The sequence below is a fragment of the Duganella sp. CY15W genome (assembly GCF_009857555.1).
GTDB lineage: Bacteria > Pseudomonadota > Gammaproteobacteria > Burkholderiales > Burkholderiaceae_D > Rugamonas > Rugamonas sacchari.
Map to the genome: position 1 here is coordinate 742,397 of NZ_WWCQ01000002.1, position 14,153 is coordinate 756,549.

The following is a 14,153-nucleotide window of genomic DNA, read 5'->3' on the forward strand; positions in this document are numbered from 1 at the left end:
TTTTCAGATACCACATATTATCTGAAAGGCAATTGCCTTGGGCAGGGGATGATGGCAGGATTTGCACCATGCTGACTTCCATTCTCTCCTGGCTGTTTTTGGCCGCCATTGCCCAGGCACTCTGCCTCAGTGCAGCGCTGCTGACCCCGCGCCAATCGGAAATGCGCAAGGCCAATCGGCTGCTGTCCGCGCTGCTGCTGATTTTTTCAGCAATCATCGGCCATGCATGGCTGGGACTGAACCATCTGTACCGCGACTATCCGCATAGCGCGCTGGCGATTGTCACGCTGGGGCTGGCGGTGGGGCCGCTGCTGTATCTTTATCTGCATGCGATGCTGTCCGACCAGCCGCTGGGCCGCCGCGCACTGCTGCATTTTGTTCCGTTCGGGGTCGCCACGCTGGCAATGGTGCCCTTCTATCTGCGTAGCGCGGAAGAAAAACTGGCCTGGATGCGCGCCTGGGATGGCTGGCCCTGGTATCTGGCGCTCGCTGCCGTGGCCAAGCTGCTGATACTGATGGTGTATTTACGCGCGAGTTACCAGCTGATCCAGCGTGTGCCCGCCGGCTCGGACCTGGTGCACGACCTGCGCCGTCTGATGCGCGTCTGGCTGTTCAGCGCGGCGCTCAGCGTGGTAGCGGTGGCCATGGCAGCCATCAATGTCGAACGACCGGGCGCCATCGAAGCGGTCGATGGCGGCGCGCTGATCCTGTTCGTGTTTGCTACCGCCTATACCGCCATGCGGCTACCGCTGGGCTACCGTCCACAAACGCTGCCGCCGCCAAAGCCTCGCTACGCTGACAAGCAGCTGTCAACAGCGGAGCGTGACGCCTTCCTCGCGCGCCTGACGACTTGCATGGAACAGGATCAGCCCTACCGTAACGGTGAACTGAAGCTCGAAGACCTGGCAGCTCAGGTGGCCATGACGCCGCACGAGCTGTCACAGCTTATCAACCAGCACTGCGGTGCCAATTTCGCGGATTTCCTGAATCGCTACCGGATTGAAGCGCTCAAGACCGCCCTGCACGATCCTCAGCAAGCCAGCACCAGCATTCTGGACCTGGCGATGATTGCAGGATTTAACAGCAAAAGCGCGATGAACCGGGCATTTAAAAAATCCACTGGCCTGACACCCGGAGAATTCCGCAACCAGGCCGCGTAGCGCGTGCCAGATCATCATTTGCGACGCAAACCCGCAGCCGCGCCATCACACTGGGCCATCACAACAAGGAGCCCAGTATGAAATATGCAACGATCTTCACCAGCTTGTCCCTGTTCGCCATCCAGGCCGTCGCCGCGCCGCAAACCTGGCTCACCAACGTCAAGCTGGTCTCGCCGGAAAAGCTGGACCGCATTGAAACCGGCAGCGTGCTGATTGACGGCGAGCGCATCGTCCGCGTGGAACGCGGCGCCAACCACAAGCCGCCGGCCGGTGCGCGCCGCGTCGATGGCCATGGCTATTACCTCACACCCGGCCTGATCGACTCCCACGTTCATCTGATTTCCGTGCCCGGCATGAGCTTCCAGCAGTCCGAACGCATGCAAGCCATGGCTGACGCCTACTTCGCGCAAATGCCGCAGTCTTACCTCTACTACGGCTATACCACTGTGATCGACCTTGCCGCTGGCAGCCGGGAATTCATTAACCGCGTCAAAGCCATGCCACAACACCCGGACATACAGGACTGCGGCGCCCCGCTGGTCTATGCCAACGGCTATCCAATGTCATTTGCGCCGCCGGCAATCCGCTTCAAGATGTTTGCCAACTTCATCTACGACCCGGCGCAGAAAGATCTCATCCCGGCCGAATACAAACCGGAGGACTACACGCCAGCCAAGGGCGTGGCGCGCGTCAAGGCCGACGGCGCCATCTGCGTCAAAACCCACTTCGAGCGGGGCTTCGGCGGCCAGCGCAACCTGCCGGTCATGAGCGCCGCGACCTATGCCGAAGTGCGCGAACAGGCCAGCAAGGATCAGCTGGTGCTGGTCACCCACGGCAATTCACTGGAAGCGCAAACCTTTGCCGTCAACGGAGACGTGGATGTCCTGGCGCACGGCATGTGGCACTGGGGCGAACTGGACCAGTCGGCCGAATTGCCGGAACCGGTTAAACAGCTGCTGGACACAATTGTGGCGCGCAAAATCGGCTACCAGGCAACCATGCAGGTCCTGTACGGCCTGCGTGCCTATGTCGATCCGGAGTATCTGAACACGCCGGCACTGGCCAAACTCTTGCCGCCTGCCATGCTGGCATGGCTGAAGACGCCCGAAGGCAACTGGTTCAAAGAGGAAATCGCCGAGCCGGAAGAAAGCGACGAGGCCGTGCGCAAGGGACTGGAAGCGCCGCTGCGCCGCCAGCGCCAGGTGGTTGCCTATTTAGCGAGCAAGGACGCGAACTTCCTGTTTGGCACGGACACGCCCTCCTCGCCGACCTACGGCAATGTACCGGGGCTGAACGGTTATCTGGAGATGCAAAACCTGCACAACGCCGGTCTGACGCTGGCGCAACTGTTCAAGGCGGCCACCATCAACAACGCCCGCGCCTTCCATCTGGAGGCCGACGTCGGCAGCATCGAGCCGGGCAAGCTGGCCAATCTGGTGCTGATGAAAAACTCACCGTTGCAGGACATCCGTGCCTACGACAGCGTCGACACAGTGTGGGTGCGGGGAAAACCGGCAGCGCGCGACAGCCTGGCCGCCGGCGATTGAATTACAGTGCCAGACGGGCGCGGGCAGCGTCGTACTCGCGCTTGAGGCGTTCGACCATTTCGCCAGCCGATGGGATATCGTCCATCAGGCCGACGCCCTGGCCGGCGCCCCAGATGTCGCGCCAGGCTTTGGCGCTGCTGGAACCGAAGTTCATCGCGGTCTTGTCTGCGGTTGGCAATGCATCCGGGTCCAGGCCAGCGGCAACAATCGACTTCTTCAGGTAATTACCGTGAACGCCGGTGAACAGGTTGGAGTAAATGATGTCCGCAGCGGTCGATTCGACAATCGCCTCGCGGTAGCCGTCACTGACATTCGATTCCTTGGTCGCCAGCCAGCGCGAACCGATATACGCAAAGTCCGCGCCCATGGCCTGGGCCGCCAGAATCGCATCGCCGGTGGCGATGGAGCCGGACAGCGCAATCGGGCCTTTGAAGAACTTGCGCACTTCGCCGACCAGCGCAAATGGCGACAGCGTACCGGCGTGGCCGCCAGCCCCGCTGGCCACCAAAATCAGGCCATCGACGCCCGCTTCCAGCGCTTTTTCAGCGTGACGAATCGAGACGATGTCATGCAGCACGATGCCGCCGTAGCTGTGGATGGCGTCCAGCATCTCTTTCGGCGGCGCGCGCAGCGAGGAGATGATGATAGGAATTTGATGCTTCACGCACACTTCCACGTCATGGGCGAGGCGGTCATTGGACTGGTGCACGATCTGGTTGACGGCGATCGGGCCGACGCGCTTGTCCGGATTGGCGGCCTGGAATTCGGCCAGCTCTTTTTGCAGATCCGTCAGCCACACATCCAGCAACTCGGCCGGGCGCGCATTCAACGCCGGGAAGGAGCCGACGATGCCGGCCTTGCACTGTGCCGCCACCAGCGCAGGGCCGCTGGCAATGAACATCGGGGAAGCGATGACAGGAAGGGTGAGGTTTTGCAAGACTGCAGGCAGGGTCATGACGGGCTCGCTGACGTGAGTTAATCGGTGCGAACGATTATAGATCGAAAATAGTACGATCGTTCCTAAAACTGGAGAATATCCTCTAGTTTAGACGTTAAGTAAGTACTCACCCTCAACCTGTGCCGCACCAGCACGCACCAACTGGCCAGCAGCCCACTTGCCCAAGTCATCTGGCGATTGCTTGAGGTAGTTGGCATTGGCGGTGGCAAACACCGGCATGGAGGTCAGCAACACCGGCACCTCAGCCAGCGGAATGCGCTGGCGTTCCAGCAGCAGGAACTTGAGCAGCACTTTCAAAGCGTTCTGCGCATTGCGTACCGGATCGGCAGCGAGGTAGTCCACCCGCGAGCGGGCTCGCGCCAGCGCACCGGCCACATCGGCGAACGGTGCGCCATGGCCGGGAATGACGATACGCACGTCCAGGCTCTCGATCAGGTCCAGCGTGGCGCGCTCCTCGGCAAAGCCGGACTTGCCGTCCAGCTCGGGGAAGATGATGCCAAAGCCGTTTTCCCACAGCGCATCGGCCGACACCAGCACTTTTTCCTGTGGACAGTAGAAAATCAGGGAATGAGGATCATGGCCAGGCGCGGCCAGCGCCTGCCATTCCATATCCGCCAAGGTCAGCACGTCGCCCGGCGAGATGGTGGCGTCAAACGTAAAACGGTCGCAGCGCTGGCCTGTGGCCTTGAAACTCAGGGCTTCCACGTCCCAGTGCCGCACCTTGTCGGCTTCCGCCACCGGAATCGAGGTCTTGCAGCCGTAATGGGCCTGCAAAATGGCATTGCCGCCGCAATGGTCGGAATGCAGATGGGTGTTGATGATCTGGTCCAGGTGGCGGCCATGCAGCGCATGGCGCACCAGCTCCAGCGTTTGTTGCGCATGAGTCAAATAACCGGTATCGATAATTGCTGTGTCGTGCTTGCCTAACAGTAGGATGTTGTTGGATGACAGCCAACCCCGTTCAAACACCTGTATCGAATCCGGTAATGTACTCATTGATCCTCGTCGAAATGGACAGTGTCGCGCCGCTGTGCGATTTCGGCCCACACGGCGCGTTTGTAGTCGTCATCTGCCTTGCTCCACGCCACGATTTCGGGAATGGTGCGCAGGCAGCCCATGCAGTAGCGTCGCTCGGCGTCCATCTTGCACAGGCTGACGCAAGGGGACGGTACTGGCGACGGCAATATGTTGGTTACTTCACTCATAGCGTCATTATGCCGTGAAGCCGCTTGACTTGGGGGCTTTCCGGCGTAGACTACCATCCATATAGATGGCAAACAGATGGTAGGAGACCCATGGCCAAGCAAGAAATCAAGCTGAAGACCGCCGACTCAGAAAAAATCACCATCAATCTCGGCCCCGTCGATTTGGGGCAGATTGATCTGCTGGTGCAGGAAGGGTTTTATTCCAACCGCACCGATCTGATACGCACGGCGATCCGCAATCAGCTGAACCAGCACACCGAGGTGGTCAAGCAGACCGTGGCGCGCAAAAGCCTGGTACTGGGCATGCAGCATTACTCGCGCGCCGATCTGGAAGCGATCCAGGCGGCGGGACAGCGGCTGCAAATTCAGGTACTGGGACTTGCCAGTATTGCCAGCGACGTTTCAGTCGAACTGGCATTGGCAACCATCGAATCCATTTTTGTACTCGGTTCGCTGCACGCCAGCGCTGTCCTCAAGACGGCACTGGCGCCACGCATCCATTAGGGAGTGCCATGAAGCTCAATTTTCTGACCCATATGCGTGAAACTGCGCAACAGTTACTCGGCAAGGGCGCCCCGCTGCAGCGCTGGAACCAACGGCCGCAGCCCGCCATGCGTGATATTAACCCGCCACCGGCGGACGCCGCGCCCCCCACGCCGCCGCAATCGCCAGCGTCCACACCGAACCCGGCCACGCATCCGGCCGAGTTCGCGCAGGACATGCTGGACCGCATGGGCATCAAGATCGACCTGCAGGCCAATCTGGACCGCGCCATTGACGTGGGGTCGCTGCTTCATCCGACGCCGGCACAGCCGCTGCCGGAAGGCGCACAGTTCATTAGCGGCAGTTACACCAATCACGCCGGCAGCCGCAACTACAAGCTATACATTCCGGCCAGCTACCACGGCCAGGCGATGCCGCTGCTGGTCATGCTGCACGGCTGTACCCAGAATCCAGACGACTTTGCCGCAGGCACGCAAATGAATCAGCTGGCGGAAGAAATCGGCTGCTTTGTGGTGTATCCGGAACAAACCGCCGGCGCCAATCATTCCAAGTGCTGGAACTGGTTCAACGCCATCGACCAGCAGCGCGGACAAGGCGAGCCGTCCATCATTGCCGGCATTGCGCAGCAGATCATCGAGGAGTATCCGGTCAATGAGCGGCAAGTGTATGTCGCAGGCCTGTCGGCCGGCGGCGCGATGGCGGTGATTGCCGGGACCTTGTATCCGGAACTGTTTGCTGCGGTAGGCGTGCATTCCGGCCTGCCGTTTGCTTCGGCGCAGGATTTGCCGTCCGCGCTCACGGCAATGAAGCGCGGCGTCAATAAAGCGGACAAGGCCGGCAATGGCGCGCAGCGCATTATCGTCTTCCATGGCGACAGCGATACCACGGTCAATCCGCGCAATGGCGAGCAGGTGATGGCGCAACGTCTGCATCATCACCGCGGCGCGCGGCCCAAGGTGCGGTCAGGGGCGGTGCCGAATGGCCACCGCTACACGCAAACCACCCACGTCAAACCGGATGGCTCGCCTTGGGGAGAACACTGGGTAGTCCACGGGGCCGGCCACGCCTGGTCGGGCGGCAGTGCCTCGGGCAGCTACACGGATGCCAAAGGCCCGGACGCCAGCCGCGAAATGCTGCGTTTCTTCCGCACGGTGAATTGATCAGGTGACAGCCAGGCGGACGACAATACCAAGTACGGCGATCAGATTGCTCACAGTGAATCCGATCATCCAGAATGTCAGCTTGTCGATCCGTTCGGTTGTGCGGGCATCGAGCCGATCCAGCCGGTCCATGGTGTACTGCTGAACGGCATCGATCCTGTCCCTCAGCGCGACAAACTGCGCCATCATGGCTTGCTGGTTTTGCTCCTGCGTACGCTGCAGGGCTTCCTGTCCACGCTGCAAGGACGAAAGAACGCTGGTGACATTTCCCATTTGCGTCTCCAGCCGCACGATGCGGGCGATGTGGTCATCGTCCGCCGCGCCACTTTGCTTGTCAAGCGAGGTCGGGTTCATCTGCGCACTCCCAATGAGGGTCATGCGCCATTGTCAGACGGGGTAATGGTGGACGTTTGAGACTGCTCAATGATGTGCTGCCTGAGGCATGCCGGACACCAGCAGCTCGAGCCTGGCGCGGACGGCACCGGCACTGCGGGCGGCAGGTAGGTACACCAGCAAGGCTGCGCCGGCGCCGCGGGATCCGCGTCCTTCATGGCGCAGGAAAACTGCGCGCCGCAGCGGGAACAGGTACTCATGTTATTTCCAAAACAATCATCAAAAACCAGCGTACAGGAGCTTCCAGGAAAATACCACCAGATGGCCCTATAATGCGTACTTGATTGCGCCAACTGGCTGTAAAATTGCGCCCAAAATCTTTCTACCGGACTTGCCATGACCCAACTGACCAACCTGAACCTAGGCATGAATGACGATTTGACTGCGGTCTCTCCGCAGATCAAGGCGCAGATTTTGGCCGAGGCTCTCCCTTACATCCGTAATTATCACGGCAAAACCATCGTCATCAAATACGGCGGCAACGCCATGACGGACGAGCGCCTGAAACATGGCTTCGCCCGTGATGTCATTTTGCTCAAACTGGTCGGCATGAACCCGGTGGTGGTGCACGGCGGCGGTCCGCAAATCGACAACGCCCTGAAAAAAATCGGCAAGCAAGGCACCTTCGTGCAAGGCATGCGCATCACCGACGAAGAAACCATGGAAGTGGTGGAGTGGGTGCTGGGCGGCGAAGTGCAGCAGGACATCGTGATGTTGATTAATCACTACGGTGGCCAGGCAGTCGGCCTGACCGGCAAGGACGGCGGCCTGATCCGCGCCCGTAAAATGGCCATGCCGGACAAGGAAAATCCAGGCCAGACCCTGGACATCGGCTTCGTCGGCGAAATCGAAGCGATCAACCCAGCCGTGGTCAAAGCGCTGCAGGACGACGCCTTCATTCCGATCATCTCGCCGATCGGCTTCGGCCAGGATGGCCAGGCATACAACATCAACGCTGACGTCGTCGCCGGCAAGATCGCTGAAATCCTGAAAGCCGAAAAGCTCATCATGATGACCAACATCGCCGGCGTGCAGGACAAGCAGGGCAACCTGGTGACCGACCTGTCGGCGCGCGAGATCGACGAGATGTTCGCTGACGGTACGATTTCGGGCGGCATGCTGCCTAAAATTTCATCAGCCCTGGATGCTGCCAAGTCCGGCGTGAACACGGTTCACATCATTGATGGCCGAATTGAGCATTCTTTGTTGCTCGAAGTCTTGACCGAACAGGCTTTTGGCACTATGATCCGGTCTCACTGAAAAAAAGGCGGTCTCGCCTGACATAGGTGAAACCGCCACATTTGTATGCCCTTTTAGCTCAGTGGTAGAGCACTCCCTTGGTAAGGGAGAGGCCACGTGTTCAATCCACGTAAAGGGCACCACTCTTCTGCAGTACCCTTCCCCCGCTTAATAAATCCGTTCCACAGTCAGCCCGCGTTTGCGCAGCAGCTCCGGCACGCTCGTTTTGCCGAACAGGTGCAGGATGCCAATAGCCGCCACACTGTTGTTTTCGCGCGCCATCAGCTTGACCATGCCATCGGCCAGCGCCGGATTGCGGCCCTCCAGCAGCACGTTCTGCACAAAGCGGCCGGAGTAGGTATCGTCCATCTCCGCTTTCAGCGCCAGCGCCTCCAGCGCTTTGCTATCGGCATGACGCCACGCATCGGCGATCTCGCGCGCCTGGTTGGCCTGCTCCTTGTCCTCGATGCCCGCGATCGCCTCCTGCAGGAACAGCAACTGCTCGGCCGCCGTCATCGTGTCGAACAGCGCCATCTGGCTTTCTGCCGATTCCAGTTCAACGATTTTTTTGCCGCTGGCGTGCGCCTGTTTCGACAAATGCGCGTCCACCGCCAGCGACGCTTCATAGCCCTGTGCGGCAAACTCGCTCACCGTCAGCAGGCTGGCCAGCAGCCAGGGCTTCATGGTGGCCACGGTTTCAGGTTCAATCCGGTACTGCTGCAGCAGGCGGTCCAGCCGCTGGCGCCAGTCCGGCGTCAGCGTGATGCCCTTGGGGTTGAGGCCATGCTGCTGCACGGCGCGCGCCAGTTTTTGCGGATCACCGAGCGGATCGATTTCCAGCGCCAGCACCGGCGCCTTCTTGAGCAGACCGCTCAGGCGCGGCTCCAGCGGATAGAAATTCCGGGCGCCCACGTGAATGGTGCCAAACAGGTACAGCGTATGCCCGCCCTGCTGCACCTTGAACAGCGCGCCGCGATTCGGCATCGCGTCCTGCTCTGCAGCCCCGCTGGAACCGAGGGCAAAAAAGAACAAACTGCAGAACAACACTATAATCTGGCGGCGCATGGTTTCCTTTATTGATAGAGCTGATGTGAATATTACCCGCTCCTCGCCTGTATGGCTGTTTGATCTCGATAACACGCTGCACAATGCCTCACACGCCATCTTCCCCGCGATCATGGCCGGCATGAACAGCTATCTCGCCCATCTGCTGGGAGACGGCGTCACGCCCGCCAGCGATGACGTGGTGAACGCCACCCGCACCCTGTACTGGCAGCGCTACGGCGCCACCACGCTCGGTGTGGTCAAGCACCACGGCGTCAAGGCCGAGCACTTTCTCGATGCAACCCATCACTTCGATGACCTGCAGACGATGATCCGCCACGAGCGCGGCTTGCGCCACCTGCTGCGCCGCCTGCCCGGCCGCAAAATTTTGCTGACCAATGCACCGCACCGTTATTCAGCGCAGGTGCTGCGCCATCTGGGACTGCACCGCCAGTTCAGCCAGCACATCGCGGTGGAAGCGATGACGGTGCACCGGCAGATGCGGCCCAAGCCCTCCAAGCTCCTGCTGCGCAAGCTGATGCGCCATCACAAACTGACGCCGCGCCGCTGCATCCTGGTGGAAGACACGCTGGCCAATCTGCGCAGTGCGCGCGAGCTGGGCATGCGTACCGCCTGGGTCACGCAGTACCTGACCATCAACGACTTGGCCGGCCTGGCGCATCCGCAGAAAAGGTTAATTCGCCCCGCTTATGTCGATGTCAAAGTAAAATCTGTCAGGAACCTGCCGGCGCGTCTGCATCGCCTGCGCTGAACAACCTTCACCAACCCACGAGACCATATGGCAAGCACACCGCCAGGCCAGCGCCGTTTGCAAATCCTGCAGGCGCTGGCGGAGATGCTGGAACAGCCCAAGGGCGACAAGATCACCACCGCTGCGCTGGCGCGCAAGCTGGCGTTTTCTGAAGCCGCGCTGTACCGGCACTTCGCCAGCAAGGCGCAGATGTTCGAGGGACTGATCGAGTTCATCGAGCAGACCGTGTTTGGCCTCATCAACCAGATCGCCGAGCGCCAGAACGACGGCCTGGCGCAGGCGCGCGATATCGTCGCCATGCTGCTCAATTTCGCCGCGCAGAATCCCGGCATGACGCGCGTGCTGATCGGCGATGCGCTGCTCAACGAGGACGAACGTCTGCAGGCGCGCATGAACCAGTTCTACGACCGCGTGGAGCTGGCGCTGAAACAGGCACTGCGCCTTGCCGCCAGCGAAGGCCAGGCGCACGAAGCCGATGTGCCGGCGCGCGCCGGCATGCTGGCCAGTTTTGTCATCGGCCGCTGGCACCGTTATGCCAAGAGCGGCTTCAAACATAATCCGTCGCAGGACGCGGCGGTACAAATCACCCTGCTTTTATCCTGATGAACTCTGAAGTATTCGCCCTGCTGGACGACGCCAGCCCGGAAGGCAGTCAAGCCGGCAGCCGTTCGCGCCTCTACACCGGCCACACCGGCACGCTGCGCTGCGACGATATCGCGCAATGGCCGCAACTGCTGGAACAGATGCAGGCAGCGCTCGCGCGCGGCGCATACGCCGTCACCGTGTGCGCCTATGAGCTGGGCGAAGCACTACTGGCGCTGACCGACGCCGGCGCCGGCGCCAACGCCGATAAGGCGCCACTGGCGCAGATCCTGCTGTTCCGCGACTGCACGCTGCTGTCCGCGTCCGAAGTCGGCGAATGGCTGGCCGCCCGCTCCTTCCCCATCGAACGTCCGGCCGGCATCGCCAACATCCGTCCGAACATCGGCCAGGAAGCGTTTAGCGGGGCGCTAGCGCGCATACACGACTACATCGCTGCCGGCGACACCTACCAGGTCAATTACACCTACAGGCTGCGTTTTGACGCGTTTGGCGGCATCCATGCCTTGTACGCGCGTTTGCGCGGCCGCCAGCCTGTCCCGTATGGTGCGCTGATCGCGCTGGACGATGGCACGGCGGTGCTGTCGCTGTCGCCGGAACTGTTTGTGCGCCACACTGGCGGCACGCTCACCGCGCGCCCCATGAAAGGCACGGCGCCGGCCGCACCGCCACAACAGCAAGCCGAAAACACCCTGCGCGCCACCAGCCTCGCCGCCGACCCTAAAAACCGCGCCGAAAACCTGATGATCGTCGACCTGCTGCGCAACGACATCGCCCGCGTCGCCACCACTGGCAGCGTGGAAGTCCCGGCACTGTTCGAGGTGCACCGCTACGCCAGCGTGCTGCAAATGACCTCGACCATCACCGCCCAGCTGCGCGATGACGTCACACTGGCCGGCATCTTCGACGCACTCTACCCCTGCGGCTCCATCACCGGCGCACCGAAACGCCGCACCATGGAAATCATCCGCGAGCTGGAACCGGATGCACGCGGCATCTACACCGGCGCCATCGGCTGGTTCGATCCGCGCGACGATGGCAAGGTCGGAGACTTCTGCATGTCGGTTCCCATCCGCACGCTGACCTTGCAGCCGCAAGGCGCGGATGGCGTGCGTCATGGCGAAATGGGCGTCGGCGCCGGCATTGTGTTCGACAGCGACGCGCAGGAGGAATACGCCGAGTGCAAACTCAAGGCACGCTTCCTCACCGGCCTGCAAAACGATTTCGATATTTTCGAGACCATGTACGCCACACCAGCGCAAGGCATACGCCACCGCGAACGCCATCTGGCGCGGCTGCAGGCATCGGCGCTCTATTTCGGCTTCCCGTGGGATGTGAACGCAGCCAATGCCTACCTGGACACGGCCAGCAAAATGCTGGAACCGGAACACGCTGCCTATCGCCTGCGGCTGGCGATCAACGCCGCCGGCGCCTTCGCCGTGCAGCACGCGCCATTGGCGCCGTTGACTGAACCGGTGCGCGTACTGCTGGCCGCAGACAGCACCAGCACCAGCGACCTGTTCCTGCGTCACAAAACCAGCATCCGCTCGCGTTACGACGCCGCCTGGCGCGACGCCGAAGCGCAAGGCGCTTTCGATACGCTGTTCTTCAATGAGCGCGGCGAGTTGACGGAAGGTGGACGCAGCAGCGTGTTTGTGCGCGTCGATGGCCGCTGGCTTACGCCGCCGCTCAGCAGCGGCCTGCTGCCCGGCGTGATGCGCGGCGTACTACTGGACGACCCGCAATGGAACGCCAGCGAAGCCGTCATCACACGCGCCATGCTGGAAGCCGCGGACGACATCGTCATCTGCAACGCCCTGCGCGGCGCACTCAGGGCCGTGCTTCAGAAATAGGTCGACACGTTAAACCAGGCGCGCTTGCGTGCCGAACTGCCATCCGCATCATTGCCCTTGAGGTTGCGGCCCGGGTTGTCACCCAGCTTGGCCGCCACCTGCAACTGCACCACGGTGCGCTCCAGCGCGCGCCAGCTCCAGCCGATGCCCACGCCTTTCAGGCTATAGCTGTTGCCCGGACCACCGGCCGTCAGCGCGCCCGGATAGACAGCGTGATTCAGCGTGATGTGACCATAGTCGAAGAACACCGACACGTCCGACTTCAGTGCCCGCAGGTCGCAATGGCTTTCCAGCGTCAGCACGTAACCTTCATCGCCACTGGCCTCACCGGCAGGATAAGCACGCACACGTCCCGGACCGCCAAGCGACATCTTTTCACCCGATTCCAGATTCGCCGTGGCCAGCTGACCGCTCAGGCTCACCAGGCCAGTCACACTGGCGCCGAGACGCTGGTAACGGTTCAGCTGATAATTCGTGTGGGCGAAATGGCCCTGCGTGCCCGCGACATCGGCCGCCAGCGAAGCGGCGTTGGCCGACAAGTCCACCTTGCCCGGCGTGACATCCAGCGAGGCGCTGGTAAAACCGCCGCCCAGCCACTGGTCCTGGCGCGTGTAGCTGATCCCCAACGGCACCGTCTCCACGCGCTTGTCGCTGGTGCGGATGCCATTGGCGTCATTGGTGTAATGCTTGTTGTCGTAACCGGCGCGCAGCTGGATATTGACATCGCCGGAACGCAGCAGCGGGTGCGTCACCAGCAGCTGCGCCACCTGCGCGCCGCCAAAGCCATTCAACGATTCAAACTCCGCGCCCAGGTGATAGCGCAGCGCCGAATACGCCGCGCCGACACGCGTGCCATGGCTCCCCACCGGCATCACATAACCCGCGCGGGCGTAGTTGAAATCGGACCCCGTGGTCGATCCCAGCAGCGAGGCTTGCCCACCCATGCCGGCGATATCATTGAAATTCAGGCCGCCTTGCACCCGCACACGTCCCGTGTAGCGGTTGGAGGAATTGTCGATGCCCAGTGTGCCGTTCACCAGCGGCGCTTCGCTCAGGCCGATATCCAGTTCCGTCTCGCCCTGTCTGGCGCCAGGCGCCAGCTCGGCACGCGCCGTCACGCCAGGAAAGTCATCGGTCAACAACAGTGCGCGCTCCAGTGCAGTATCTCGCAGTGGCTGGCCTGCCGGCGTCAGTGCATCGAAATAGCGGCGCGCCTGCTCCGGCTTGAGACGCACGCTGGCATCCGGCACCAGTTTGATCTCGCCCACGCGGCCTTCCAGCACCGTGATGCGTACCTCGCCCTGCCCCAGTTCCTGCGGCTGCAAGGTCGCATAGGCAACCAGGTAGCCTTGCTGACGGTAGTAAGCGGTGACGGCATTGGTCGCTGCACTCAGTTCTTCGAAGCTCAGTTCACGGCCCGCGTAAGGCTTGAGCAGATCCTGCAACGCCGCTTCCGGCACCACGCTGACGCCGTCGAACACAAAGCGGCGCACCATCACGCGCTGTGCGCCCGACAGCTGCACACCTTTGACGGCACGGGTATCCGGCAGCACCGGTCCATTGGCTTTCGGCGTCTGGATCAGCGCCGGTGCGCGATTGGTTTCCAGCAGACGGCCAGCGTCCGGCGTGGCTTGCGCATAGACCAGCGCGGGAGTGAGCAGGATAACGAGCGCCAGTGCGCCTGCGGTTCGGGTTTGATGCACAAAATTCCTTCGTAT

General features: G+C 61.5%; 15 protein-coding genes and 1 tRNA gene. 9 read left to right on the forward strand and 7 right to left on the reverse strand.

Annotated elements, in window-relative coordinates; translation table 11 throughout:
• The first annotated feature begins 68 nt into the window (after nucleotides 1–68).
• Nucleotides 69–1,160: a helix-turn-helix domain-containing protein gene (locus tag GTP58_RS12825; protein ID WP_161077788.1), complete on the forward strand. Its 1,092-nt coding sequence runs from the start codon at nucleotides 69–71 to the stop codon at nucleotides 1,158–1,160.
• 77 nt (nucleotides 1,161–1,237) lie between these two features.
• Nucleotides 1,238–2,707 (forward strand): amidohydrolase family protein, encoded by a 1,470-nt coding sequence (locus GTP58_RS12830; RefSeq protein WP_161077789.1) that lies wholly within the window; start codon nucleotides 1,238–1,240, stop codon nucleotides 2,705–2,707.
• 1 nt (nucleotide 2,708) lies between these two features.
• Here the strand turns inward: GTP58_RS12830 and GTP58_RS12835 are convergent, their stop codons facing one another.
• From GTP58_RS12835 to GTP58_RS12845, 3 genes are all read right to left on the reverse strand, one after another.
• Nucleotides 2,709–3,662, reverse strand: coding sequence for a nitronate monooxygenase family protein (locus GTP58_RS12835; RefSeq protein WP_072782883.1), 954 nt, complete (start codon nucleotides 3,660–3,662; stop codon nucleotides 2,709–2,711).
• 90 nt (nucleotides 3,663–3,752) lie between these two features.
• Nucleotides 3,753–4,661: an MBL fold metallo-hydrolase gene (locus tag GTP58_RS12840; protein ID WP_161077790.1), complete on the reverse strand. Its 909-nt coding sequence runs from the start codon at nucleotides 4,659–4,661 to the stop codon at nucleotides 3,753–3,755.
• Nucleotides 4,658–4,870 carry a DUF1289 domain-containing protein gene (locus GTP58_RS12845; protein WP_072782889.1) on the reverse strand — a complete coding sequence of 71 codons (213 nt, stop codon included), beginning with the start codon at nucleotides 4,868–4,870 and terminating at the stop codon, nucleotides 4,658–4,660. The genes GTP58_RS12840 and GTP58_RS12845 overlap by 4 nt, the downstream gene beginning before the upstream one ends.
• Nucleotides 4,871–4,960: 90 nt before the next feature.
• Between GTP58_RS12845 and GTP58_RS12850 the strand changes: the two genes are divergently transcribed.
• Both GTP58_RS12850 and GTP58_RS12855 read left to right on the forward strand, forming a co-directional pair.
• A complete protein-coding gene (locus GTP58_RS12850; protein WP_161077791.1) occupies nucleotides 4,961–5,374 on the forward strand; it encodes a CopG family transcriptional regulator in 414 nt (137 codons plus the stop codon).
• An 8-nt stretch (nucleotides 5,375–5,382) separates the two neighbouring features.
• A complete protein-coding gene (locus tag GTP58_RS12855; RefSeq protein WP_229215556.1) occupies nucleotides 5,383–6,534 on the forward strand; it encodes a PHB depolymerase family esterase in 1,152 nt (383 codons plus the stop codon).
• On the opposite strand, the gene GTP58_RS12860 is transcribed toward GTP58_RS12855, so the two are convergent.
• Both GTP58_RS12860 and GTP58_RS12865 read right to left on the reverse strand, forming a co-directional pair.
• The gene (locus GTP58_RS12860) at nucleotides 6,535–6,888 is read right to left on the reverse strand and encodes a hypothetical protein (protein WP_161077792.1); all 354 of its coding nucleotides are present in this window, start codon (nucleotides 6,886–6,888) and stop codon (nucleotides 6,535–6,537) included.
• A gap of 20 nt (nucleotides 6,889–6,908) precedes the next feature.
• Nucleotides 6,909–7,127, reverse strand: coding sequence for a cysteine-rich CWC family protein (locus tag GTP58_RS12865; RefSeq protein WP_072782898.1), 219 nt, complete (start codon nucleotides 7,125–7,127; stop codon nucleotides 6,909–6,911).
• Nucleotides 7,128–7,293: 166 nt separating this feature from the next.
• On the opposite strand from GTP58_RS12865, the gene argB reads away from it, so the two are divergent.
• Both argB and GTP58_RS12875 read left to right on the forward strand, forming a co-directional pair.
• Nucleotides 7,294–8,187 (forward strand): acetylglutamate kinase, encoded by an 894-nt coding sequence (argB, locus tag GTP58_RS12870; RefSeq protein WP_139260436.1) that lies wholly within the window; start codon nucleotides 7,294–7,296, stop codon nucleotides 8,185–8,187.
• Nucleotides 8,188–8,234: 47 nt separating this feature from the next.
• Nucleotides 8,235–8,309: transfer RNA gene (locus GTP58_RS12875), tRNA-Thr, on the forward strand.
• Between the two features lie 25 nt (nucleotides 8,310–8,334).
• On the opposite strand, the gene GTP58_RS12880 is transcribed toward GTP58_RS12875, so the two are convergent.
• The gene (locus GTP58_RS12880; RefSeq protein ID WP_229215557.1) at nucleotides 8,335–9,150 is read right to left on the reverse strand and encodes a TraB/GumN family protein; all 816 of its coding nucleotides are present in this window, start codon (nucleotides 9,148–9,150) and stop codon (nucleotides 8,335–8,337) included.
• A 79-nt stretch (nucleotides 9,151–9,229) separates the two neighbouring features.
• Here GTP58_RS12880 and GTP58_RS12885 point away from each other — a divergent pair, with 79 nt between their 5' ends.
• The 3 genes from GTP58_RS12885 to pabB are packed head-to-tail and all read left to right on the forward strand — an operon-like array spanning nucleotide 9,230 to nucleotide 12,435.
• Nucleotides 9,230–9,982, forward strand: a complete 753-nt coding sequence (locus GTP58_RS12885; RefSeq protein WP_161077794.1) for an HAD-IA family hydrolase — start codon at nucleotides 9,230–9,232, stop codon at nucleotides 9,980–9,982.
• 27 nt (nucleotides 9,983–10,009) lie between these two features.
• Complete coding sequence (gene slmA / locus GTP58_RS12890; RefSeq protein ID WP_161077795.1) at nucleotides 10,010–10,585, forward strand: nucleoid occlusion factor SlmA; 576 nt, start codon at nucleotides 10,010–10,012, stop codon at nucleotides 10,583–10,585.
• The gene (gene pabB / locus GTP58_RS12895; RefSeq protein WP_161077796.1) at nucleotides 10,585–12,435 is read left to right on the forward strand and encodes an aminodeoxychorismate synthase component I; all 1,851 of its coding nucleotides are present in this window, start codon (nucleotides 10,585–10,587) and stop codon (nucleotides 12,433–12,435) included. Before slmA ends, pabB begins: the two co-directional genes overlap by 1 nt.
• Here pabB and GTP58_RS12900 read toward each other — a convergent pair.
• Complete coding sequence (locus GTP58_RS12900) at nucleotides 12,426–14,138, reverse strand: ShlB/FhaC/HecB family hemolysin secretion/activation protein (RefSeq protein ID WP_161077797.1); 1,713 nt, start codon at nucleotides 14,136–14,138, stop codon at nucleotides 12,426–12,428. The two genes, pabB and GTP58_RS12900, sit on opposite strands and share 10 nt — an antisense overlap.
• Nucleotides 14,139–14,153 lie beyond the last annotated feature (15 nt).

Coding starts and splice junctions, on each gene's coding strand:
- GTP58_RS12825 (WP_161077788.1), top strand. CDS start 69: ATGCTGACTTCCATTCTCTCCTGGCTGTTTTTGGCCGCCATTGCCCAG.
- GTP58_RS12830 (WP_161077789.1), top strand. CDS start 1,238: ATGAAATATGCAACGATCTTCACCAGCTTGTCCCTGTTCGCCATCCAG.
- GTP58_RS12835 (WP_072782883.1), bottom strand. CDS start 3,662: ATGACCCTGCCTGCAGTCTTGCAAAACCTCACCCTTCCTGTCATCGCT.
- GTP58_RS12840 (WP_161077790.1), bottom strand. CDS start 4,661: ATGAGTACATTACCGGATTCGATACAGGTGTTTGAACGGGGTTGGCTG.
- GTP58_RS12845 (WP_072782889.1), bottom strand. CDS start 4,870: ATGAGTGAAGTAACCAACATATTGCCGTCGCCAGTACCGTCCCCTTGC.
- GTP58_RS12850 (WP_161077791.1), top strand. CDS start 4,961: ATGGCCAAGCAAGAAATCAAGCTGAAGACCGCCGACTCAGAAAAAATC.
- GTP58_RS12855 (WP_229215556.1), top strand. CDS start 5,383: ATGAAGCTCAATTTTCTGACCCATATGCGTGAAACTGCGCAACAGTTA.
- GTP58_RS12860 (WP_161077792.1), bottom strand. CDS start 6,888: ATGAACCCGACCTCGCTTGACAAGCAAAGTGGCGCGGCGGACGATGAC.
- GTP58_RS12865 (WP_072782898.1), bottom strand. CDS start 7,127: ATGAGTACCTGTTCCCGCTGCGGCGCGCAGTTTTCCTGCGCCATGAAG.
- argB (WP_139260436.1), top strand. CDS start 7,294: ATGAATGACGATTTGACTGCGGTCTCTCCGCAGATCAAGGCGCAGATT.
- GTP58_RS12880 (WP_229215557.1), bottom strand. CDS start 9,150: ATGCCGAATCGCGGCGCGCTGTTCAAGGTGCAGCAGGGCGGGCATACG.
- GTP58_RS12885 (WP_161077794.1), top strand. CDS start 9,230: ATGGTTTCCTTTATTGATAGAGCTGATGTGAATATTACCCGCTCCTCG.
- slmA (WP_161077795.1), top strand. CDS start 10,010: ATGGCAAGCACACCGCCAGGCCAGCGCCGTTTGCAAATCCTGCAGGCG.
- pabB (WP_161077796.1), top strand. CDS start 10,585: ATGAACTCTGAAGTATTCGCCCTGCTGGACGACGCCAGCCCGGAAGGC.